This is a genomic window from Streptomyces sp. NPDC059248 (assembly GCF_042753905.1).
Classification (GTDB): Bacteria; Actinomycetota; Actinomycetes; order Streptomycetales; family Streptomycetaceae; genus Streptomyces.
The window spans coordinates 1-22,496 of the sequence record NZ_JBHYZV010000027.1 but is presented as its reverse complement, the minus strand read 5'-3'; the positions used below and the strand labels follow the sequence as shown (position 1 = coordinate 22,496).

General features: G+C 73.6%; 13 protein-coding genes. 6 read left to right on the top strand and 7 right to left on the bottom strand.

Translation table 11 applies throughout. The features are described 5' to 3' along the window. Positions 1-34: 34 nt before the first annotated feature. From glgB to ACFXG1_RS14070, 5 genes are all read right to left on the bottom strand, one after another. Positions 35-2,488: a 1,4-alpha-glucan branching enzyme gene (glgB, locus tag ACFXG1_RS14090; protein WP_384712208.1), complete on the bottom strand. Its 2,454-nt coding sequence runs from the start codon at positions 2,486-2,488 to the stop codon at positions 35-37. Next, positions 2,485-3,948, bottom strand: a complete 1,464-nt coding sequence (locus tag ACFXG1_RS14085; protein WP_384712205.1) for a maltokinase — start codon at positions 3,946-3,948, stop codon at positions 2,485-2,487. The genes glgB and ACFXG1_RS14085 overlap by 4 nt, the downstream gene beginning before the upstream one ends. 224 nt (positions 3,949-4,172) lie before the next feature. Next, entirely contained in the window at positions 4,173-5,912 is a 1,740-nt protein-coding gene (gene treS / locus ACFXG1_RS14080; RefSeq protein WP_384712202.1) for a maltose alpha-D-glucosyltransferase, read from the bottom strand. Beyond that, positions 5,909-7,897, bottom strand: a complete 1,989-nt coding sequence (locus ACFXG1_RS14075) for an alpha-1,4-glucan--maltose-1-phosphate maltosyltransferase (protein WP_384712199.1) — start codon at positions 7,895-7,897, stop codon at positions 5,909-5,911. The genes treS and ACFXG1_RS14075 overlap by 4 nt, the downstream gene beginning before the upstream one ends. A 429-nt stretch (positions 7,898-8,326) precedes the next feature. Further along, entirely contained in the window at positions 8,327-9,319 is a 993-nt protein-coding gene (locus ACFXG1_RS14070) for an SDR family oxidoreductase (protein ID WP_384712196.1), read from the bottom strand. Positions 9,320-9,438: 119 nt separating this feature from the next. On the opposite strand from ACFXG1_RS14070, the gene ACFXG1_RS14065 reads away from it, so the two are divergent. The 6 genes from ACFXG1_RS14065 (at position 9,439) to glgP (ending at position 19,824) form a co-directional block, all read left to right on the top strand. After that, a complete protein-coding gene (locus tag ACFXG1_RS14065) occupies positions 9,439-10,425 on the top strand; it encodes an AraC family transcriptional regulator (protein ID WP_384712194.1) in 987 nt (328 codons plus the stop codon). 89 nt (positions 10,426-10,514) lie between these two features. Beyond that, positions 10,515-11,996, top strand: a complete 1,482-nt coding sequence (locus ACFXG1_RS14060; RefSeq protein ID WP_384712191.1) for a 4-hydroxyphenylacetate 3-hydroxylase family protein — start codon at positions 10,515-10,517, stop codon at positions 11,994-11,996. A gap of 268 nt (positions 11,997-12,264) precedes the next feature. Beyond that, positions 12,265-14,133 carry an MFS transporter gene (locus ACFXG1_RS14055; RefSeq protein ID WP_384742480.1) on the top strand — a complete coding sequence of 623 codons (1,869 nt, stop codon included), beginning with the start codon at positions 12,265-12,267 and terminating at the stop codon, positions 14,131-14,133. Between the two features lie 131 nt (positions 14,134-14,264). Beyond that, positions 14,265-15,485: a monodechloroaminopyrrolnitrin synthase PrnB family protein gene (locus ACFXG1_RS14050; RefSeq protein WP_384718184.1), complete on the top strand. Its 1,221-nt coding sequence runs from the start codon at positions 14,265-14,267 to the stop codon at positions 15,483-15,485. After that, positions 15,482-16,792, top strand: coding sequence for an FAD-dependent monooxygenase (locus tag ACFXG1_RS14045; protein ID WP_384718182.1), 1,311 nt, complete (start codon positions 15,482-15,484; stop codon positions 16,790-16,792). Before ACFXG1_RS14050 ends, ACFXG1_RS14045 begins: the two co-directional genes overlap by 4 nt. Before the next feature lie 419 nt (positions 16,793-17,211). Then, complete coding sequence (gene glgP / locus ACFXG1_RS14040) at positions 17,212-19,824, top strand: alpha-glucan family phosphorylase (protein WP_384718180.1); 2,613 nt, start codon at positions 17,212-17,214, stop codon at positions 19,822-19,824. Here the strand turns inward: glgP and ACFXG1_RS14035 are convergent. After that, positions 19,821-21,434, bottom strand: a complete 1,614-nt coding sequence (locus tag ACFXG1_RS14035) for a sensor histidine kinase (RefSeq protein WP_384742477.1) — start codon at positions 21,432-21,434, stop codon at positions 19,821-19,823. The genes glgP and ACFXG1_RS14035 overlap by 4 nt on opposite strands. Positions 21,435-21,517: 83 nt before the next feature. After that, positions 21,518-22,249 (bottom strand): response regulator, encoded by a 732-nt coding sequence (locus tag ACFXG1_RS14030; RefSeq protein ID WP_384722919.1) that lies wholly within the window; start codon positions 22,247-22,249, stop codon positions 21,518-21,520. Between the last annotated feature and the right edge of the window lie 247 nt (positions 22,250-22,496).

Sequence of the window (22,496 nt, the reverse complement as noted above, 5' to 3'; positions counted from 1 at the left end):
CGGGCCCGTACCCCGGCCGGACCGTCCGGCGGGTTCAGACCGTACGGACCGGGCGCAGCCACACCGTCGCCAGCGGCGGCAGCGTCAGCACCAGGCTCGACCCCCGGCCGTGCGAGGGCGTCGGATCGGGCCGGACCGGGGTCCGCTCGCCGTCGCCGTTGCCGATGCCCCCGCCGCCGAACCGCTCCGCGTCCGTGTTGAGGACCTCCGCCCAGGCGGGCACCCACTCCGGTACCCCGACCCGGTACTCCTCCCGGACCACCGGTGAGAAGTTGCTGATCGACACCAGCGGTTCCCGGGCCGCGTCGAAGCGGACGAAGGCGAGGACGTTGTCCTCGGCGGCCTCGCAGTCGATCCAGGCGAAGCCCTCCGGCACGCCGTCCCGCTCCCACAGCGCCGGGGTCCGCCCGTACACCGTGTTCAGCTCACGGACCAGCAGCCGGACACCGCGATGGTCCGGCTCCGCCGCGTACGACGGGTCCAGCAGCCACCAGTCGGGGCCGTGCGACTCGGACCACTCCGCCCCCTGGGCGAACTCCTGCCCCATGAAGAGCAGCTGTTTGCCCGGATGGGCCCACATGAAGCCGAGATACGCCCGGTGGTTGGCCCGCCGCTGCCACCAGTCGCCGGGCATCTTGCTCACCAGCGCGCCCTTGCCGTGCACCACCTCGTCGTGGGAGATCGGCAGAACGTAGTTCTCGGTGTACGCGTACACCATCGAGAACGTCATCTCGTGGTGGTGGAACTTCCGGTGCACCGGCTCGCGGACCATGTACTCCAGCGAGTCGTGCATCCACCCCATGTTCCACTTCAGACCGAAGCCGAGGCCGCCGTGGTCGGTGGCGCGGGTCACCCCGTCCCAGGCCGTGGACTCCTCGGCGATCGTCACCACTCCCGGGCAGCGCCGGTAGACGGTGGCGTTCATCTCCTTGAGGAAGGCGACCGCGTCTAGGTCCTCCCGCCCGCCGTGCGCGTTGGGCGACCACTGGCCCTCCTCGCGCGAGTAGTCCAGGTAGAGCATCGAGGCGACCGCGTCCACCCGCAGCCCGTCGATATGGAACTCCTCGCACCAGTAGACCGCGTTGGCGACCAGGAAGTTGCGGACCTCCTTGCGGCCGTAGTCGAATTCGAGGGTGCCCCAGTCCGGGTGCGCGGCCCTGAGCGGGTCCGTGTGCTCGTACAACGGCCGTCCGTCGAACTCCGCCAGCGCCCAGTCGTCCCGCGGGAAGTGCGCCGGCACCCAGTCCATGATCACCCCGATCCCGGCCCGGTGCAGCGCGTCGATCAGGAACTTGAAGTCGTCGGGGGTGCCGAGCCGGGACGTCGGCGCGTAGAAGCCGGTCACCTGATAGCCCCATGAGCCGCCGAAGGGGTGCTCGGCCAGCGGCATCAGCTCGACATGGGTGAAGCCGAGGTCCTTGACGTACGACGGGAGCTGCTCGGCGAGCTGCCGGTAGCTCAGTCCCGGGCGCCAGGAGGGGAGATGGACCTCGTAGACCGAGAACGGCGACTCGTGGGCCGGGCGGTCGGCGCGCCGGGCCAGCCACTCGCCGTCGGTCCACTCGTGCCGGGAGACCGTGACCTTCGACGCGTTGGCGGGCGGCACCTCGGCGTGCCGGGCCATCGGGTCGGCGCGCAGGGTGTGCGTACCGTCCGGGCGCATGATCTCGAACTTGTAGAGCGCGCCCTCGCCGACGCCGGGGACGAACAGCTCCCACACCCCCGAAGCGCCCAGCGACCGCATCGGGAAGCCGCCGCCGTCCCAGTGGTTGAAGCTGCCCGCGATCCGTACCCCGCGCGCGTTCGGCGCCCACAGAGTGAACCGGGTCCCGGTCACCCCCTGGTGGTCCATCGGATGGGCGCCGAGCGCCCGCCACAGCTCCTCGTGCCGGCCCTCGCCGATCAGATGGAGGTCCAGCTCCCCGAGGGACGGCAGCAGCCGGTACGGATCGTCGGTCTCGACCTCGTGGACGCCCCGACCGTCGGGGGTGTCGTAGGTGATCAGCAGCCGGTAGTCGGGGACGGTCCGCATCGGGAGCACCCCGGAGAACAGTCCGTCGCCGTGGTCGGCCAGCTCGGCCCGCAGGCCCTTGGCGACGACGGTGACGGTCCGGGCGTAGGGGCGCAGGACCCGGATCTCGACCCCCTGGCGGCCCAGATGGGCGCCGAGCAGGGCATGCGGGTCGTGGTGGCCGCCGGAGAGCAGCCGGACCCGGTCGTCCTCGGACGGCCCGGGCGCGGCGAGCACTCCGCGCCCACGGTCCGCGCCGCCGCCGGGGCGGGCGGGCGGTGTGCGCGGGGCGCGGCCGGTGTCGTCGTCGGCCGCCGCGGTCCTGGGGCGGGGCGCCGGGCGTCCCGCGGGGCGGGCGGCGGTCCGTGACGGGGGTGCGGCCCCGGCCGGGCGGGCGGCGGCCCGCGACGGGGGTGCGGGCGTCCGGGGCGCGCCGGTGCCGGGGGTCTCCTCGTACGGGGGGCGGGCGGCGGTCACGGGAGGGGCTCTCCTTCGGCGGAAGCGGTCGGTCGGGAGGGGGAGTGCACCGGAGTGCGGCCGCCGGCGGCGGCCAGGCGGTCGATCGCCGCCATGGGGACCGGGAGCCAGTCGGGCCGGTGCCGGGCCTCGTACACCACCTCGTACACGGCCTTGTCGGTCTCGTAGGCGCGCAGCGACGCGGGATCCGCGCGCGGGTCGTGGCCCGACGCCTCGGCGTAGCCCTCGCAGTAGGCGGTCCGGCACCGTTCGGCCCATGCCGGGTTCCACGGGCGGTGGGTCCGGGCCGCGTAGTCGAAGGAGCGGAGTATCCCGGCGATGTCGCGGACCGGGGGCTGCGGGGTGCGGCGCTCGTCGAGGGGGCGGGCGGGCTCGCCCTCGAAGTCGATGACCGACCAGTAGGCGCCCGAGCGGAGGACCTGGCCGAGGTGGAGATCGCCGTGGACCCGCTGGGCCCGCCGCCCGGGGCCGGCCCCGCCGACGGCGGCGAACGCGTCGAAAGCGGTTCTGAGCCGGGGGACGTACGGCAGCAGCCGGGGCACCGCCCGCGCGGCCTCGTCCAGCCTGCGGCTCATCCCGGCCGCCAGCCGCCGGGTCTCGGCCGGGCCCAGGCAGGCCGTGGGCAGTTCCGCGGCGAGCGCCGTGTGCACCTCGGCGGTGACCCGGCCCAGCGCGCGGGCCTCGTCGGTGAAGGGGCGCCCGGCGGCCAGGGCGTCCAGCGCGAGCCGCCAGCCGTCCCGGGAGCCCGGCAGGAACGGCTGGAGCACGCCGAGGGTGGCGGGGACGGGCGCGGCCGACTCGTACCAGGCGACCGGTACCGGGACCCGGTCGCACCCGGCGCGGGCGATCGCCAGCGGCAGCTCCAGATCGGGATGGGGGCCCGGCTCCACCCGGCGCAGCACCTTGAGGATGTAGGCGTCGCCGTAGACCAGGGACGTATTGGACTGCTCGGTGTCGAGGGGGCGGGCCGTCAGACCGCGGGGCAGGGGCGGGGCGCCGTCGGCGCGGGCGAACCGCAGCGGACCGAGGGCCCCGGGGGTGTGCAGGCGTTCGACGACGAGGGCGGCGAGCCGGGGATCGTACAGCGCCTCGTAGACGGTCAGTCCGGCCAGGGGGCCGGCCGACGGGCGGCCGATCAGGGCGGGCGCGAGCTGCGCCGGGAGGGTGTGCCGCACGCCGAGCAGCAGTTGATAGCAGTCCGGTACGGGGTCGGCCGGGCCGTCCGGCTCGTCCTGGTGGACCGTCACCAGCAGATGGAGCAGTCCCGGCCCGCCGCTCCCGGCGCCCGCTCCGGCCACCGGCAGCAGTTCGACCGCCGACACCAGGGAGAAACCGGTGACCGGGCGGCCCTTCCCGGCGAACCAGCGTTGTCGCGGCAGCCAGGAGCGGAGCAGCGGGGCGAGGGAGGGGAGCAGGGGGAGACGGCTGACGGGGGTCCGGATGGCAGCAGCCTCCGACATGGCATCGCGCCCTTTCCCTCTGACTCAAATGTCTCGTATGTCGCGAATATACGAATGTCCAGAGTGTTCCGGATCCTGCCTTCGACTGTCCGGCGGCGCGCGGATATCCGGTTCGTTCGGACGTACGTACCCCTTCGTGCCCCTCCATGGCCTCTGCGGCTTCGGGGGGGTCGGCACACCCTCCCCGCGCGCCGGGGCGCGCGGGGAGGCGGGCGCCGGGCCGGTCAGACGGCCGTCATCGGCACGGGCGCGGGGCTGGTCTCCGGAACGGACCCCGTGCGGAGCCGGAACCAGTAGAAGCCGTGGCCCGACAGCGTCAGCAGATACGGCCACTCGCCGATCGCCGGGAAGCGGACCTGGCCGATCAGCTCCACCGGCCGCCGTCCCGCGAACTCCCGCAGATCCAGCTCCGTGGGCTGGGCGAACCGCGAGAAGTTGTGGACGCAGAGCACCAGGTCGTCCCGGTACTCCCGGGTGAAGGCGAGCACCGCCGGGTTGGACGAGGCCAGTTCGGTGTACGTACCGAGCCCGAACGCCGGGTTCTGCTTACGGATCTCGATCATCCGCCGGGTCCAGTGCAGCAGCGACGAGGGGCTGCTCATCGCCGCCTCGACATTGGTGACCTGGTAGCCGTAGACGGGGTCCATGATGGTCGGCAGATAGAGCCGCCCCGGGTCGCTGGAGGAGAATCCGGCGTTCCGGTCGGGGGTCCACTGCATCGGCGTACGGACCGCGTCCCGGTCGCCGAGCCAGATGTTGTCGCCCATGCCGATCTCGTCGCCGTAGTAGAGGATCGGCGAGCCCGGCAGGGAGAGCAGCAACGCGGTGAACAGCTCGATCTGGTTGCGGTCGTTGTCCAGCAGCGGCGCCAGCCGCCGCCGGATGCCGATGTTCGCCCGCATCCGCGGGTCCTTGGCGTACTCCGCGTACATGTAGTCGCGCTCTTCGTCCGTCACCATTTCGAGGGTCAGCTCGTCGTGGTTGCGCAGGAAGACGCCCCACTGGCAGTTCGCCGGGATCGCCGGGGTCTTGGCGAGGATTTCGGAGACCGGGTAGCGGGACTCGCGGCGGACCGCCATGAAGATCCGCGGCATCACCGGGAAGTGGAACGCCATATGGCATTCGTCGCCGTCGGCCGCGTAGTCGCCGAAGTAGTCGACGACGTCCTCCGGCCACTGGTTGGCCTCGGCGAGGAGCACGGTGTCCGGGTAGTGCGCGTCGATCTCCTTGCGGACCTGCTTGAGGAACTCGTGGGTGCGCGGCAGGTTCTCGCAGTTGGTGCCGTCCTCCTGGTAGAGGTACGGCACCGCGTCCAGCCGGAAGCCGTCGATGCCCAGGTCCAGCCAGAAGCGGAGGGCCGAGACGATCTCCTCCCGCACCGCCGGGTTCTCGTAGTTGAGATCGGGCTGGTGGGAGAAGAACCGGTGCCAGTAGTACTGCTTGCGGACCGGGTCGAAGGTCCAGTTCGAGGACTCGGTGTCGACGAAGATGATTCGCGCGTCGGGGTAGCGCTTGTCGTCGTCGGCCCAGACGTAGTAGTCGCCGTAGGGGCCGTCCGGGTCGGAACGGGACTGCTGGAACCACTCGTGCTGGTCGCTGGTGTGGTTCATGACGAAATCGATGATGACCCGCATGCCCCGCTGGTGCGCGGCGTCCACGAACTCGACGAAGTCCGCCAGATCGCCGAACTCGGGCAGTACGGAGGTGTAGTCGGCGACGTCGTATCCGCCGTCCCGCAGGGGGGACTTGAAGAACGGCGGCAGCCAGAGGCAGTCGACGCCCAGCCACTGGAGGTAGTCGAGCCGCTGTGTCAGGCCCTTCAGGTCGCCGACGCCGTCCCCGTCGCTGTCCTGGAAGGACCGGACGAGGACTTCGTAGAAGACGGCCCGTTTGAACCAGTCGGGGTCGCGGTCCTTCGCGGGGGTGTCCTCGAAGAGGTCGAGGACGGGTTCGTTGACGGTCATGGTGTGGGTGACCCTCCGATCGGCGGGGACGGTCGCAGAGCCACCACGTGCGCGGGTGTGACACCCGGCTCTAGGCGTACGAAGGCGGCTCTGCCCCAGTGATAGGTCTCACCGGTGAGCAGATCGCGCACCGGGGCGGTCTCGTGCCATGCGAGCCCGAGTCGCGGCATGTCCAACGAGACCGTCCCCTCCTGGGTGTGGTGGGGGTCGAGGTTGGCGACGACGAGTACGATGTCCCGCCCCGCCCGTTTCGAGTACGCGATCAGCGCGTCGTTGTCGGTCTCGTGGAAGTGCAGGTCCCGCAGCTGCTGGAGCGCCGGATGACGGCGTCTGATCCGGTTGAGCGCGGTGATCAGGGGGGCGATCGTCCGTCCATCGCGGGCGGCGGACTCCCAGTCCCGGGGGCGGAGTTCGTACTTCTCCGAACGCAGATACTCCTCACTGCCCTCCCGCAGGGCCGTGTTCTCGCACAGCTCGTACCCCGCGTACATCCCCCAGGACGGGGCGAGGGTGGCCGCCAGCACCGCCCGCACCTCGAAGGCGGGCCGGCCGCCGCGCTGAAGGGTCTCGTGGAGGATGTCCGGGGTGTTGACGAAGAGATTCGGCCGCAGATAGGCGGAGGTCTCCCCGGCCAGCTCGGTCAGATACTCCGTCAGCTCGGCTTTGCTGTTCCGCCAGGTGAAGTAGGTGTACGACTGCTGGAAGCCGACCGCCGCCAGGGCCCGCATCATCGCCGGGCGGGTGAACGCCTCGGCCAGGAAGATCACATCCGGGTCGACCCCGCCGACCTCCGCGATGACCTGCTCCCAGAAGTCCACCGGCTTGGTGTGCGGATTGTCCACCCGGAAGATCCGCACCCCCCGCTCCGCCCAGAACCGCAGGATCCGCACGGTCTCCCGGACCAGACCCCGGGGGTCGGCGTCGAAGGCGACCGGATAGATGTCCTGGTACTTCTTGGGCGGATTCTCGGCATGGGCGACGGTGCCGTCGGCGCGGTGCCGGAACCACTCGGGGTGCTCCGTCACCCAGGGATGGTCCGGTGAGCACTGGAGCGCGAAGTCGAGGGCGACCTCCAGCCTCAGGGCCCGCGCGGTCCTGACGAAGTGGTCGAAGTCGGCGAAGGTGCCGAGGCCGGGGTGGAGCGCGTCGTGCCCGCCGTCCGCCGAGCCGATCGCCCACGGCACGCCGACGTCGTACGGTCCGGCCGTCAGGGCGTTGTCCGGGCCCTTGCGGTGGGTGGTGCCGATCGGATGGACCGGCGGCAGATACACCACGTCGAAGCCCATCGCGGCGATCGCGGGCAGCCGCTTCGCCGCGGTGCGGAAGGTGCCGGAGACCGGCGGCTCCCCGGGCTCGACCACGGCGCCCTCGGAGCGGGGGAACAGCTCGTACCAGGAGCCGAAGAGCGCCCGGCGGCGCTCCACCAGCAGCGGCAGCGGACGGGAGAGCGTGACCAGTTCGCGCAGCGGATGGCGGGTGAGCGCCGCCACGGCCTCCGGCGCCCGCGCGGCCGCCAGCCGGGCCCCGGGCTCCCGGGCGGTGTCCCGCAGCGCGTCGGCCACCGCCAGGACGGCCTCCCGGCCGTCGCTCTTCGGTACGCCGCCGGCCGCGCGCTCGTACAGCAGCGCGCCCTCCTCCAGGACCAGCCCGGTGTCGATCCCCGCCGGGACCTTGATCCCGGCCTCCCGCAGCCAGCTCGCCACCGGATCGCCCCACGCCTCCACGGCGTAGCTCCACATCCCCGGTGAGTCCGGGGTCACCGGCGCGCCCCACCGGTCGCTGCCGGGCGCCAGCTCCCGCATCGGGGTCCAGGGCCCCGGATGCCCGCTCGGGTCGCGCAGGACGACATTCGCGGCGACGGCGTCATGGCCCTCCCGGAAGACCGTGGCGGTGACCTCGAAGGTCTCTCCCACCACGGCCTTGGCGGGCCGGTGCCCGCAGTCGACGAGGGGGCGGACGTCCGTGACGGGGATACGACCGATCATGGGCTCACCTGGGTGGCTGGTGGTGCGGGCGGTACGGGACGACGGCAGGGGATATGCCGGAAATACTGCATTTTGTGAAAGGCGTCCGATATTTGTAACCGGTCGGCACCCCCGGGGCGCGGACGGCCCGTACGGATGCCCGGCCGCGTTCACCCGGGGGGCGCAACGCCCGGGGTGGCCGGGGTGGCGGGGGTGGCCGTGGTGGCCGGGGCGCCGGAGGACCGGCGTACGCACGGGAAAGCCCCCCGGGGGTTCCGGGGGGCTCGGGTCGGGCGCGGTCGGGCACGGGTCGTACGGGTACGGGTCGGGCCCGGTCGGGCCGGGGTCGTACGGGATCGGCCCGGGGCGGGGCGAGGCGGTCAGCCGGGGAGGCACTCCCAGCTCGGTTCCTTGGGGAGCGCGTCGGCGTCGCCGGGAACGGGATGGGTGTTACGCGTCATGGGAGTGCTCCGTCTTCGTACTGGTACACGTGGTGCTTGTGGTGCTTGTAGGGGTGGGGGTGGTCTCCACCCAGGTGTGCCAGGGCTGCCGGGCCACCCACTCGTCGGCCCGCGCGGGCTTCAGCGACAGCGCCGCCGACGACACCCCGCCGTCGCCCGCCAGCAGACCGGGCTCCGGGCCCGCCGCCATGTAGTGGTAGACCCCGGAGACTCCCGCCGCCGCCTCCGGGCCGAGCAGATGGGAGAGGCCCTGCTCGAAGACCGTCGGATCCAGGGGCACGTACCGCACCTCGCGGCCGAGCCCGCGGCCGAACGCGGCGGCCAGCTCGGCCCCGGTCAGACCCACCGGGCCGCCGATATCGAAGCGGCGCCCCGCGATCCCGTCCACCGTGAGCGCCGCGAACACGGCCTCCGCCAGATCGCGGTGGGAGAGCCAGGAGATCTCCACGTCCGCGGGCAGCGGATAGGCCAGCACACCCTCGGTCAGCAGCGCCGGGCCGTTCCACGGACTGAAGAGGTTGTCCAGATAGACCGGCGGGCGGACCACGACCAGCTCGACGCCGCTCTGCGCCAGACCCTCGCGGAACACCGTCTCCGCCAGCCGCCGGGTCTCGAAGCCCGCCACATTGGTCGTCCGGTCCGGCACCCGGATGTTCGCGTTGTAGACCAGCCGCCGAACCCCCGACTCACGGGCCGCCCTGGCGATGTTCTGCGCGTACCGCAGCACCTTCTCGGCCTGGTACACCAGCGGCATGACGACCGCCGCGTGCGTCGCGCCCTCGAAGAGCTGCCGGACGTCCTCGAAGCGCCCCAGGTCGCCGCCGCCGAAGGAGACCCCGGGCAGATCCGGGCGGTCCCCCTCCGGTCTGCGGCTCAGGGTCCGCACCCGATGACCGCGCTCGACGAGCAGCCTGGCCGCCGCTCCCCCCTGGAAACCGGTCGCCCCCACGACCGCGACCCGCATCGGAATGTGATCGGACATGTGTCTGAAGAGCCCTTCGATAAGGTTGAGGTCGCTGCCGGGTACGGCTCTTCCAGGCTCGCGGCGGCGGCTTCGGCCGATCAATTAACAAACCGGGTCGGAGGTTGAAGGATCGTCCAATGGACTCTGTTGAGACTGCCCAGACCGAAGGCGACGACCTCCTGAGCGAGCTCATGAGGCCGTTGCGCCTCACCGGGGTGTTCGACAGCCGGTGGAATCTCCGCGGTCCCTGGGCCATCGAGGGCGACGACGAGGAGAGCTGCGCCGTTCTCCACTTCATGGTCGAGGGCGAGTGCTGGATCACCGGCGACGGCCACAGCGCCTTCCGGCTGCACGAGGGCGATCTCGCGGTCTTCCCGACCGGTACCGAGCACCGGCTCTCCGACCACCCCGACCGGCGCGGCGGGGTCGCGCTCGGCAGCATGCTGCCGGAGCGGGAGCCCGGGACGTCCGGCGAGATCAGGATCGAGGGGGAGGGGCCTGCCACCCGGCTGCTCTGCGCCGGACTCCACTACGACGCCTCCGCCGCCAGCGGGCTCTACCAGGCGCTGCCCTGGGCGCTGGTCCTGGACCGCTCGCAGGTCGAGCAGGAGCCGCTGCTGCGGGACACCCTGCGGCTGCTCGCCACCACCGACCGGCCCGTCGGCCCCGGGGACCGGCTGGTCACCCTGCGGACCTTCGAGATGGCGCTGGTCCTGGCGCTCCGCCCACTGCTGCGCGAACTCGCCGACAACCCGGCGACCATGCCCCTGCTGCGGCACCCCGGGATCAGCAAGGCCATGGTGATCATCTCGACCCGGTTCGCCGAGCCGTGGACCATCGAGTCGCTCGCCCGCGAGGTGGGGATGTCCCGGTCCGCCTTCACCGCCGCTTTCCGGGAGCTGGTCGGCGAGGCCCCGGCCCGCCATCTGACCGGGCGGCGGATGCAGGAGGCGGCCCGGCTGCTGGGCGAGACGTCGCTGCCCCAGTCCGCCGTCCCGCACCGGGTCGGCTACCAGAGCGCCGTCGGCTTCCATCTGGCCTTCCGGAAGTGGTACGGGGTCACCCCCGGCGAGTACCGGGCGGGGGCCCGGCCACCGACCCCCGTACGGCTGGCTGGTTCTTAATCACCGCTGGACGGTCTTTCATTGCCCACCCGCCGGAGACAGGGCGAGGCTCGATGCCGGCGGGGGGTGTGTTCCTTTGAGGAGAAACGTTGATCAGGTCTGGTCGGCAGTATCTGGACGCGCTGAACGACGGGCGGGAGATCTGGCTGGACGGCGAGCGCGTGAAGGACGTGACCACGCATCCCGCCTTCCGCGGGACCGCCGCGTCGCTGGCGGGCCTCTACGACCTGGCCCGTGACCCCGCCCACCGCCCGGTGCTCACCAGCGACGGCGTCCACCGCGCCTTCGTCGTCCCGCGCACCCACGCGGACCTGGTCGCCCGCCGCCGGGCGTACAAACTGTGGGCGGAGGCCAGCTACGGCTTCCTGGGACGTACCCCCGACTACATGGCGAGCGGCGCGGCCGGGTTCGCGGCGCTGCCCCGGCTCTTCACCACCGACACCTTCGACGGTGCCGACAACGTTCTCGCCTACCACCGGCGGCTCGCCGACGAGGACCTGTACTGCGCGTTCACCATCACCAACCCCCGCTCCGGGCAGGGCGCCGACGACCTCCTGGTCAAGGCGGTCGAGGAGCGCGACGGGGGCATAGTCGTCCGTGGTGCCAAGACCATCGGATCGGGCGCGGTCTTCGCCGACGAGGTCCTCGTCGGCACGATCGAGCCACTGGCACCGGACGACGTGGAGCACGCGCTCTGCTTCTCCCTCCCCGTCGACACCCCGGGCGTGCGGCTGGTGTCGCGCACCTCGTACGAGGGCCGGGCGCGCGGCGTCTTCGACAATCCGCTCTCCTCCCGCTTCGACGAGAACGACGCGATGCTGATCTGCGACGACGTCTTCGTGCCGTGGGAGCGGGTGCTGACGTACCGCCATGTGGACGCGACCGCCGCGATGTGGTGGCGCACCCCCGCGTATCTGAACTTCGTCCACCAGGCCGCCACCCGCTTCTGGACCAAGCTGGAGTTCCTCACCGGTCTCGCGATCCTGCTGACCCGCTCCAACGGCACCCATGAACTGCCCGCCGTCACCCAGTCGGTCGGCCGGCTGCTCGGCATGGTCGCCCAGGCCAAGGCGTTCGTGCTGGCCGCCGAGGCGTCGTACGAGCAGGTCGACGGCGGCCGGGGCGGGGTCGCGCCGGGCACCGAGATCTCCTGGGCGCAACGGATCATGGCCGGAGAGATCTACCCCCGGGCCGTCCAGGAGATCAAGGGCCTCGCGGGCGGCGCGGTCATCCAGCTCCCGGCTTCGGGGGACGACCTGCTCCATCCCGAGCTGGGGCCGCTGGTGGCGAAGTATCTGAAGGCCCCCGGGAGTACGGCGGAGAACCGGGTGAAGCTGCTGAAGCTGGCGTGGGACGCGCTCGGCTCCGAGTTCGCCTCCCGGCACGAGCAGTACGAACGCTTCTACCACGGGGCGCCGCACGTCTATCTGACGATGCAGACGTTCGCCGGGGGCGCCGACGCGTGCGAACGGCTGGCCCGGTCCTGCTTCGAGGGATACGACCTGACGGACCCGGCCGAGGCGATATCCGGCGACGGGGACGCTTCGGCGGGCGACGGGGCGCGCCCGTGACGGCGCTGCCCGCGAGACCCGCCGACGACACGACGCGCACCGACGACACGACGCGCCCGGAACGGCGGAAGCACCCGGAACGGCGAACACGGCCGCACCTTCCCGGCGTGCCCGGCATTCCCGGTATTCCCGGCGTCTCCGCGGCGCCGGACCGGCCGGATCGGCGGGGCCGGCCGGTCCGACGGCCGCCGACAGAGTGTCGGATGCTCCCGGGGGGTACGGACCACCCCGGGACCCGGAGAGACCCCCGGGGCCCGGGGTGGACGAGGTGACGGAGATACCAGGTTCGGCCGGGCCCGACGGCGGGCCCGACGATGGGCCCGATACGTCGAAGGCCCCGCCGCCCGGGGCCGGGACCCGCGGCGCCGGGGCCGCGCTCGCGCTGCTCGCCTCCACCCAGCTGCTGCTCATCATGGACACCGCCATCATCAATGTGGCGCTGCCGTCCGTCGGCACGGAGCTGGGCTCGGGTTCGGCCGGGCTCTCCTGGGTCGCCAACGCGTTTCTGATCACCTTCGGCGGGCTGCTGCTCCTCGGCGGCCGCGCCGCCGACCTCCTCGGCCACCGGCGGCTCTACCTCGCCGGGCTCGCGGTCCTCGTCGCCGCGTCCGCCGCCGGTGCCGTCGCCGGCGGTACGGGCACCCTCGTCGCCGCGCGCGCCGCCCAGGGCGCCGGGGCCGCGTTCGCCGCCGCCGCGGCCTTCGCCCAACTGCTGACCCTCTTCCCGGCCGGACCCGCCCGCCATCGCGCCCTCGGCATCTTCGCCGCGATGGGCGGGCTCGGCGGGGTCAGCGGAACCGTGCTCGGCGGCGTCCTCACCGACCTGCTGAGCTGGCGCGCCACCTTCTGGCTCAATGTGGCCGTCGGCCTGCTGCTCGCCGCCGGCGCGCTGCGCTGGCTGACGCCCGGCGCCCGCAGACCCGCCCGCGGCTTCGACCCCGGCGGGGCGCTCACCGCCACCGCGGGCCTCGGACTGCTGGCGTACGCCCTGGTCGGCGCCGGTGAGGCGGGCTGGACCGACCCCCGTACGCTCGCCGCAGCCACGGCCGGGCTCGCCCTGCTCGCCGCGTTCGCCGTGATCGAGTCGCGGATCGCGCACCCGCTGGTGCCGCCCGCCGTACTGCGCCGGCCCGTCCTGCGCGGGGCGAACATCCTCTCGGGCCTCGCCCAGATGGCGCTCTTCCCGATGTTCTTCCTCGTCAGCCTCTACCTCCAGGACGTACTCGACCAGTCGCCGCTGGCCGGCGGGCTCGGACTGCTGCCGCTCTCCCTGGTCGTCGTCGCCGTCGCGCCCCGTACCGGCGCGCTGATCGCCCGGATCGGGCTGCACGCCACGATGACCCTCGGCTTCGTCCTGCTGTGCGCGGGACTCGGCTGGCTGGCCCTGGCCCTGCGCTCCGAAGGCACGTTCTTCTCCACGGTGCTGGCCCCCAGCCTCGTCCTCGGAGCGGCCCTGCCGCTGGTCATGGTCACCACCAATGTGGCCGCCACGGCGGACGCGGCCCCCGAGGAGACCGGGCTCGCCTCCGGACTGGTCAACACCGCCCAGCAGTTCGGCTCGGTACTCGGTCTCGCGGTCCTGGTCGCGATCGCCGCGGCGGGCCTCGACGGCGGCTCCGGCGCGTCCGCGCAGACCGAAGGCTTCCGGAATGCGCTCCTCGCGGGCGCGGGGATCGCGGCGCTCGCCGCGCTCCTGTCCGTACGACTGCGCACGGCGGCCGCGGGTACCCAAACCCCTGGGCCCGGAACGCCGTCCGGACCCCCGCCCGCGACCAACGGCCCGGCGCGCGAGGAGCCGCCGACGTCCGCCCTCTCCGCCCCCACCACCGCCGGGACGCGTGCCGGCGGCGACGCGACGGCCGGGAGCGCCGACGCCCCCGCCCCCGCCACCGGTTCGGGCACCGGCACCGGCACCGGCGCTGTCAACACCGGCACCACCGGCACCGCCACCACCGGCACCGCCACCACCGGCACCGCCACCACCGGCACCGCCAGTACCGACACCGCCACCACCGGTGCCGTCACCGGCCCGGAAACCGCACCCGGGGGCCCGACCACCCCCCGGCACGGGTCCTTACCCGGACCCGGAACCGGCCCCGCGGCCGCCCGTCAGGAGCACCGCGGCGCCACGGAGTGAGGGCGCGGGCGCGCGGCGGTAGGCGTGCGGCGCGCCCGGCGCCGTGGGCGGCGGGGGGCCGCCCGAGGCACGACCGTCCCATCCGAACCCGCACCCTTTCTTCTCATCGATGTGTCCGAGGGGGGCCTCCGATGACCTTGCACGACCTCGTCGCACCCGGTCTGGTGCCACGTACCGAGCCGTACTTCCGGATCGCCGAGATCCGGGCGGCCGATCCGCTCGACGCCGACGGGCCGCTCGCCCGCGTTCCCGCGATGAACGCGGCCGCCGACGTCCCCGCGCTCACCGCCACCCTGCGGTCGCTGACGCCGGAGCCCGAAGACGTCGCCCGATACGGCGTCACCGACGCCCTCGCCGCCATGCGCGACCTGGGCATCCTGCTCGGCTCCCTCAAACGGCACGGCGTCCAGCCGGTCGCCGCGGTGCCGCCCGTACTCCCCGTACTCGAACGGCTCGGCCGGATGACCGCCATGGTCCCCCGCGACACGGTGCACCACTACGCGACCTGGAACCCGCCGGGTGAACGGGTCCGCAGCTATACCGGCTCCACCGCCGAACTCGCCCTCCAGGAAGCCGTCCGGATGGTGATACCCGGTCTCGTCTCCGCCCTGGGCCACTGCGCCGACCTGGCCCGGATCGAGCCGTACGACCCCGCGTTCGCCACCGTCCTCGACCGGATAGCCGACGACGTGTCGGCGATGGTGGACTCCATCGACTTCACCGTCGCCCACGTCCCGCCGGTCGTGTTCGCCACCGACATCCGCCCCTACTTCGAGGAGATCGACGTCGACGGCGCCGACTACCTCGGCCCCGCCGCCGCCCAGGTCCCCCTCTGGCTCGTCGATATGTCGCTCTGGCAGTGCGACCGCGGCGACCGCTCCTACGGGACGTTCCTCGCCGAGTCCGTCCGCTACACGCTCCCCGGCTGGCGCGCCCACTACGCGGACCACCGCGGCGGGGTCTCCGCGGTCTCCAAGTTCTCCGCCGCCGTCTGCTGGGAGGCGGCCGACGGCCGGGGCCCCGCCGACCACCTGATGAACTCCGGTTACTCACTCGTACGGGTGCTGCGTATCCTCAAGGCGTTCCGGGCCCGCCACATCACCGTGGCGCGCAAGGCGTACGCGGAGGAAGTGCGGCTGTACGACACGGGCAGCGGCGGCGCCCCCATCGAACTGCTGCGCGCGGTGCTCGATCTCACCCGTGGCAACGAGACCTTCGTCCGCCGTGCCGTCGAACCGGCGCGCGCCGACGGCCGTGCTGAGCACGACACCTGCGGGACGGGCTACGGGTGTGGCGGGAGCGCCGAGCGCGCGGACGGCGGAGAGGCCGGGGAGACGGTGAGGGACCAATGACCCATTTCATGATCGCCGGAGGGGGGATAGCCGGGCTGACGACGGCTCTCGCGCTCCATCGCGCCGGATTCACCGAGGTCACGGTCGTCGAGGCGGCCCGGGAGATCCGCCCGGTCGGCGCCGGGCTCAACATCCTGCCGAACGCTGTACGGGAACTCGACGAACTCGGCCTCCTCGCCGAGCTGTCGCGCCGTGGACTGCCCACCCGCGAACTGCGGTACTACCACGCGCGGGGCGGGCTGATCTCCCGCGACCCGCGCGGAATCGCCGCCGGATACCACTGGCCGCAGCTCTCCATCGCCCGTGGCGCCCTCCAGACCGTTCTCGCGGACGCCGTACGCGAACGGCTCGGCCCGGACGCCGTCGTCCCCGGAGTCCGGGTCGCCGGGATCGAACAGCAGCCGCACGGGCGCCCCCGGGTGCGGGTCCGGCACCGGGACGGGGTCCACCGGGGCAGCGGCTCCCTCGAACCCGACGTCCTCATCGGCGCCGACGGCATCCGCTCCGCGGTCCGCGCCGGGCTCAACCCCGGTGAGGGGGAGCCGCCGTGGAACGGCCTCGTCATCTGGCGCGGGGTGTCGCGGGTGCCCGCTAAGCACGCCAGCACGTTCATGTTCATCGCCGGTGACGACCGGCAGAAGGCCGTGGTCTACCCGATCGCCGAGCCCGACCCCGAGGACGGCACGACCCTGATGAACTGGGCGCTCGCCGTGCCCGGCGACGCGGCGGCCGGACCGGACGCGGGGTCCCCGGGCGCGTACCGCGGCGACTGGGACCGACGGGTCCCGGTCGAGCGGTGCGCCCGGCAGTTCGCGGGCTGGGAGTTCGACGGGGTCGCCGTCGAACGGGTGGTGGGGGCGGCCGAAGAGGCGTACGCGTACCCGATGGTGGACCGGGAGCCGCTGGAGCGCTGGTCCCACGGCCGAACGACCCTCGTCGGGGACGCGGCCCACGCGATGTACCCCGCGGGCTCCAACGGCGCCACCCAGTCGATCGTCGACGCCCGCGCCCTGGCCCGAGCCCTCTCGGTCCACCGCGACCCGACGGAGGCCCTCGCCGCCTACGAGGCCGAACGCCGCCCCGCCATGACGGAGTTGCAGCACGCCAACCGCCACATGGGCCCCGAGATCGTCATCAACCTCGCCCACGAGCGCGCCCCCGACGGCTTCACGGACATCGACGAGGTCATCCCCCCGACGGAACGCGCCGCCATAGCGGCCCGCTACGCGGCCCAGGGCGCCTTCGACCCGACAACGGTGAACCTGGGCTCCCCGTACACCCCGGGCAGACCCCCGGCACTGGGCTGACCCGAGGGCCCCCGGGACCGGGGCGGCGTTCTCCGGACGGGACGGCAGAGCGTCTGCCGGTTCCCGAACGGCGCGTCGATCCGGTCCCGGCCCGACCCTTCGATTACCGGGGGCCTGGAAGGGATGGGCGTGCCTTCGGCCCGCGCCTTCCGGGTCACCCGGTGCGGCGGCCTTCAGTTGCGACGGCGATCGGGTCGTCAAATGGAAGGCATGGGAAACCATCCGGGTCCATGTCCGCGCTACGGACTCCTCGACCGCCCTGGGGCAGATCAACCGTGACAGCACCAGGCGAGGATGTGAGCGCGGAGCGGCGAGGCGTTGGTGGGGCGGAGGAGGAGATTCCACCGAACCAGGCAGACGCCGGGCCGCCTCCGCGCGGCATACCGGCGCAGGGGAGGGCGTCCTGTCAAGGTGGGGGCGTGAAGGCCATCCGTCGGTTCACCGTGCGTCCCGTCCTGCCCGAAAACCTCCGTCCACTCAGCGATCTCGCGCGCAATCTGCGCTGGTCGTGGCATACCGAGACCCGGGAACTCTTCCAGGCCGTCGATCCCGACGGCTGGCGTGCCGCCGGTGGGGATCCCGTACGGCTGCTCGGGTCCGTGTCCGCGGGACGGCTCGCGGAGCTCGCCGGTGACCGGCGCTTTCTGCGTCGGCTGACCGCCGCGGCCGACGATCTCGACGACTATCTGCACGGGCGCCGCTGGTACCAGACCAGCGCCCGCGCCGCCGAGTTCCCGGCCGCCGTCGCCTACTTCTCGCCCGAGTTCGGTGTCACCGCGGCCCTTCCGCAGTACTCCGGCGGGCTCGGGATCCTCGCGGGCGACCATCTCAAGGCCGCCAGCGACCTCGGCGCGCCCCTGATCGGGGTCGGGCTCCTCTACCGGCACGGGTACTTCCGGCAGTCGCTGTCCCGCGAGGGCTGGCAGCAGGAGCACTACCCCGTGCTCGACCCCAACGAGCTGCCCGTCGCCCTGCTGCGGGAGCACGACGGGAGCCCCACGCAGATCGCCGTCGCCCTCCCCGCTGGCCGGTCCCTGCGCGCCCATGTGTGGGTCGCCCGGGTCGGCCGGGTACCGCTGCTGATGCTCGACTCCGACGTAGAGGAGAACGGCCCCGGCGAACGCGACGTCACCGACCGTCTCTACGGCGGCGGCAGCGAGCACCGGCTGCTGCAGGAGATGCTGCTCGGCATCGGCGGCGTCCGCGCCGTCCGGACGTACTGCCGGCTCGGCGGCCACCCCGCGCCCGAGGTCTTCCACACCAACGAGGGCCATGCCGGGTTCCTCGGTCTGGAACGGATCCGCGAACTGGGCGAGGAAGGACTCGGCTTCGACGCGGCGCTGGAAGCCGTCCGCGCGGGCACCGTCTTCACCACCCACACCCCCGTCCCCGCCGGGATCGACCGCTTCGACCGCGAGCTGGTCGCCCGGCACCTCGGCGACCGGGGCGCCCTGCCCGGCGTCCCCGTCGACCGGATCCTGCGGCTGGGCACCGAGACCTACCCCGGCGGCGACCCCCAGGTCTTCAATATGGCCGTCATGGGACTGCGGCTCGCCCAGCGCGCCAACGGCGTCTCCACCCTCCACGGCGCCGTCAGCCGCGGGATGTTCGCCGGTCTCTGGCCCGGCTTCGACGCCGACGAGGTGCCGATCACCTCCGTCACCAACGGCGTCCACGCCCCCACCTGGGTGGCCCCCGAGGTCTTCCGGCTCGGCGCCCGCCGGATCGGCGCCGGACGAGCCGAGGACGCCCTCGCCGCGGGCGGCTCCGATCCGTGGACCGCGATCGGCGACATCCCCGACACCGATATCTGGGAACTCCGCCGCGAACTCCGCGACCAGCTGGTGACGGAGGTACGGCACCGGCTGCGGGCCTCCTGGCGGCAGCGCGGCGCCGGGGCTGCCGAGCTGGGCTGGATCGACGGCGTCCTCGACCCCGACGTCCTCACCATCGGGTTCGCCCGCCGGGTGCCCTCGTACAAACGACTCACCCTGATGCTGCGCGACCGCGAACGGCTGCGGGCCCTCCTGCTGCACCCCGAACGCCCCGTCCAGATCGTCGTCGCGGGCAAGGCCCACCCCGCGGACGACGGCGGGAAACGGCTGGTGCAGGAGCTGGTCAGGTTCGCCGACGACCCGCGGGTACGGCACCGGATCGTCTTCCTCCCCGACTACGGCATGGCGATGGCGCAGAAGCTGTACCCCGGCTGCGACGTCTGGCTCAACAACCCCCTCCGCCCGCTGGAGGCCTGCGGCACCAGCGGGATGAAGTCCGCCCTCAACGGCGGCCTCAACCTCTCCGTGCTCGACGGCTGGTGGGACGAGTGGTACGAGCCCGACTTCGGCTGGGCCATCCCGACCGCCGACGGACCCGCCATGGACGAGGACCGGCGGGACGACCTGGAGGCCACGGCGCTCTACGAGCTGATCGAGAACCGCGTCGCGCCCCGCTTCTACGACCGGGCGCCCGACGGACTGCCCCGCCGCTGGATCGAGATGGTCCGCCGCACCCTGGCCACGCTCGGCCCCAAGGTGCTGGCCGGACGGATGGTCCGGGAGTACGTGGAGCGGCTCTACGCCCCCGCGGCCCACGCCCACCGGGCACTGGACGCCGGTACCGCGGGCGAGCTGGCCGACTGGAAGGCCCGGGTCAGGGGCGGCTGGCCGAAGGTCGCCGTCGACCATGTGGAGGCCGTCGAGCACGCCCCCGCCGGGACCGCCGAACTGGGCGCCGCCCTCGCCCTGCGGGCCCGGGTGGCGCTGGGCGAACTGACCCCGGACGATGTGGAGGTCCAGGCCGTCGCGGGCCGGGTCGACCCGGACGACGCCATCGCCGACGCCCGTCTGTTCCCGCTGAAACCGGCGGGCGGCCCGGACCTGGAGGGCCGGGTCGTCTACGAGGGCGAGCTGCCGCTCGACCGTACGGGCCCCTTCGGCTACACGGTCCGCGTCCTCCCGGCGCACCCCCTGCTCGCGGCATCGGCGGACCTGGGCCTGGTCTGTCTCCCCGGGGGCGTGCCCTCGACGACTTAGTTCGCGTCGGTGTGCCGGAACTCCTCGTTCGGCACATCGGTGACGACGGCTTTGGAGGAGAGCCGGTCCGCCGTGAAGCAGAAGCGGTACGCGGGGGTGTCGCTCAGGATGTCCGCGCGGTGGTACACACAGCCGTCCGTGCCCGGCGGCTCCGGTTCGACCCCCGCGGGTCTGCCGGGCAGCCGGTGGCCGGGGAGGCGGTCCAGCACGTCGGAGCGGGCGTCGCCGACCCGGATCGCGTCGTAGTCGGCGCGGTGCACCGTCGACTGGATCCGGGTGTACTGCTCGAAGCCGAGCATCAGGAGCGCCAGTACGGTGCCGATCGCCGCCGGGACCACGATCGCCTGACGCAGGCCCCGCCGGACCCGCCGCCGGGCGAGATCCAGCTCCCGGGCGGACGTCGGCGCGGGCGCCGCCTCCGGTGCGGGGGCCGGCGCCCCGGCCGTCACGGGCAGCCGGGCGCCGACCGTGAAGCCGCCGCCGTCCGCCGGGCCGTGTGCGAGGGTGCCGCCCGCGAGCCGGACGCGTTCATGGAGGCCGACGAGGCCCGTGCCGCCGCCGGGAGCCGCGGTGGTGGTGGGGTCGGGCGCGGGGCCGTTGGTGACGGTCACCGCCACGGTGTCGCGGTCCCGGACCACCCGTACGGTGATCTCCGCCCCCGGCGCGTGCTTCGCCGCGTTGGTGAGCGCCTCCTGGACGACCCGGTGCACCGCCCGGTCCGTCATCTCCGGCAGCGGCTCCGAGCCCGGGGCGCCGGCCTCGTGGAGGCGTACCGCGAGACCCGAACCACGGGCCCGCTCCACCAGGGCCCGCACCGTCTCGTCGCGGGGCGCCGTCGGCGCGGCCTCCGCGTCCTCCCGCAGCACCCCGACGACCTCCCGCAGCCGCTCCGTGGCGCCGGCCGCCGCGAGCCGCAGCTCCCGGGCCGCCGCGCGCTGGGAGTCGCCGAGCCCCCGGTCGACCTCCAGCGCCGCCGCGCGCAGGGCGATCAGCGACAGATCGTGGCCCAGGGAGTCGTGCATGTCCCCGGCGATCCGGGACCGTTCCCGCAGCCGCGCCCGGTCGGCCGCGGCCCGCTGCTCCCGCTCCAGCCGGTCCGCTAGCCGCCAGCCCGCGCGGATCAGCTCCGCGTACTGCCGTACGTACCGGCCCACCAGCCAGGGCACCACGACAGCCAGCAGCAGCGCCGCGACCAGGACGAACCAGGTCCACAACTCCTCGCCGAGCGCCAGGGTCGCCACCAGGCCCAGCGCCGCGACGGCGGCGACGACGTCGAGCGCGGGGCGCGCCCGGGGCGAGCGGCGGCCCGTCAGATAGGCGAAGACGGCGAGCGCGACGCTGTACTGGGGGGTGATCAGCTGGGTGCTGTGGAGGGCGCTGAGGGCCAGCGCCGTACCGAGGGGGACGAGGGGCAGCCGCCGCCCGACGGCGACCGCGGCGCCCAGCACGGCGACCCCGGCGGCGGTGGCCCACCCCGTGCCCGCCCAGCTCTCCGTCCACGGCCGGACCCAGCCCGCGGTGCCGCCGACGCGCTCTCCGTTGACCAGGAGCGGTGCGGCGACGAGCGCCCAGAGGGCGAGATCGGTGACGGTACGACGACGGGGGCGCATGCCGCCACTCTGCCGTAGCGCGTCCCCGGGGTCCCCGGGGTCCCCGGGGTCCCCGGGGGAAGCGCCCGCGGCTCAGGGCCCTGTCAGGGCCCTGGAACCCCGGGGCCGTCGGCGGGCGGCGCCGCGTCGTGGGACAGGATCGCGAGCTCTACCCGGTTCCGCAGGCCCAGCCGGGCCAGCACGGCGCTGACGTGCGTCTTCACCGTGCCCTCCACGACATGGAGGCGTGCCGCGATCTCGCCGTTGGACATTCCGGCGCCGACCAGGGCGACCACCTGGCTCTCCCGCGGCGTCAGCGGCGCCAGACGGCGGCGGGCCTCGGCGGCGCGGGACATCCTGTCGCCGCCGAGCCGGTCGATGACGCGCCGGGCGACGGCGGGGGAGAGGAACGCCGCGCCGTCGGCGACCGCCCGTACCCCGGTGAGCAGCTCCCGGGGGTCACCCGACTTCAGCAGGAAGCCGCCGGCCCCCGCCGCGAGGGCGCGGGCGATGTACTCGTCCTCGGAGAAGGTGGTCAGGACGATGAGCGCCACGTCCGGCGCGGCCCGGCGCAGCTCCTCCGCCGCGCGGAGGCCGTCGATCCCGGGCATCCGGATGTCGAGGAGCGCCACGTCGGGCCGGTGGCGCAGGGCCGGTTCGACGGCGGTCCTGCCGTCCGCGGCCTCGGCCACGACCTCGATCCCGGGGTCGGCCGCGAGTACGGCCCGTACCCCCGCGCGGATCATCGCCTCGTCGTCGGCGACGAGGACCCGGACGGGCGGAAGGGCGCCCTCCGGGGGCGGGGGGACGGCGGCGGCTTCGGCGTGCGTGCTCACCGTCCCACCCTAGGACGTGCTCACCGTCCCACCCTGGGATGAGGGAAGACGGGCGCGCCCGGGGGTGGGTGGGGGTTCCCCCGCCCGGGGCGCGGCCCGCGGCCCGGGGGGGGGGGGGGGGGCCCGGCCGGCCCCCCGGGCCGGGGGGGGCGGGCACCGGCGGGGGTCGGGGGGGCGGGGGGGGGGGGGGGGGGGCCCGGGGCCCCCCACCGCAGGGGAATCAGCCGACCCCGGCTGGGACCTCGCC

Coding starts and splice junctions, on each gene's coding strand:
- ACFXG1_RS14085 (WP_384712205.1), bottom strand. CDS start 3,948: ATGTCGGAGGCTGCTGCCATCCGGACCCCCGTCAGCCGTCTCCCCCTG.
- treS (WP_384712202.1), bottom strand. CDS start 5,912: ATGACCGTCAACGAACCCGTCCTCGACCTCTTCGAGGACACCCCCGCG.
- ACFXG1_RS14075 (WP_384712199.1), bottom strand. CDS start 7,897: ATGATCGGTCGTATCCCCGTCACGGACGTCCGCCCCCTCGTCGACTGC.
- ACFXG1_RS14070 (WP_384712196.1), bottom strand. CDS start 9,319: ATGTCCGATCACATTCCGATGCGGGTCGCGGTCGTGGGGGCGACCGGT.
- ACFXG1_RS14065 (WP_384712194.1), top strand. CDS start 9,439: ATGGACTCTGTTGAGACTGCCCAGACCGAAGGCGACGACCTCCTGAGC.
- ACFXG1_RS14050 (WP_384718184.1), top strand. CDS start 14,265: ATGACCTTGCACGACCTCGTCGCACCCGGTCTGGTGCCACGTACCGAG.
- ACFXG1_RS14045 (WP_384718182.1), top strand. CDS start 15,482: ATGACCCATTTCATGATCGCCGGAGGGGGGATAGCCGGGCTGACGACG.
- ACFXG1_RS14035 (WP_384742477.1), bottom strand. CDS start 21,434: ATGCGCCCCCGTCGTCGTACCGTCACCGATCTCGCCCTCTGGGCGCTC.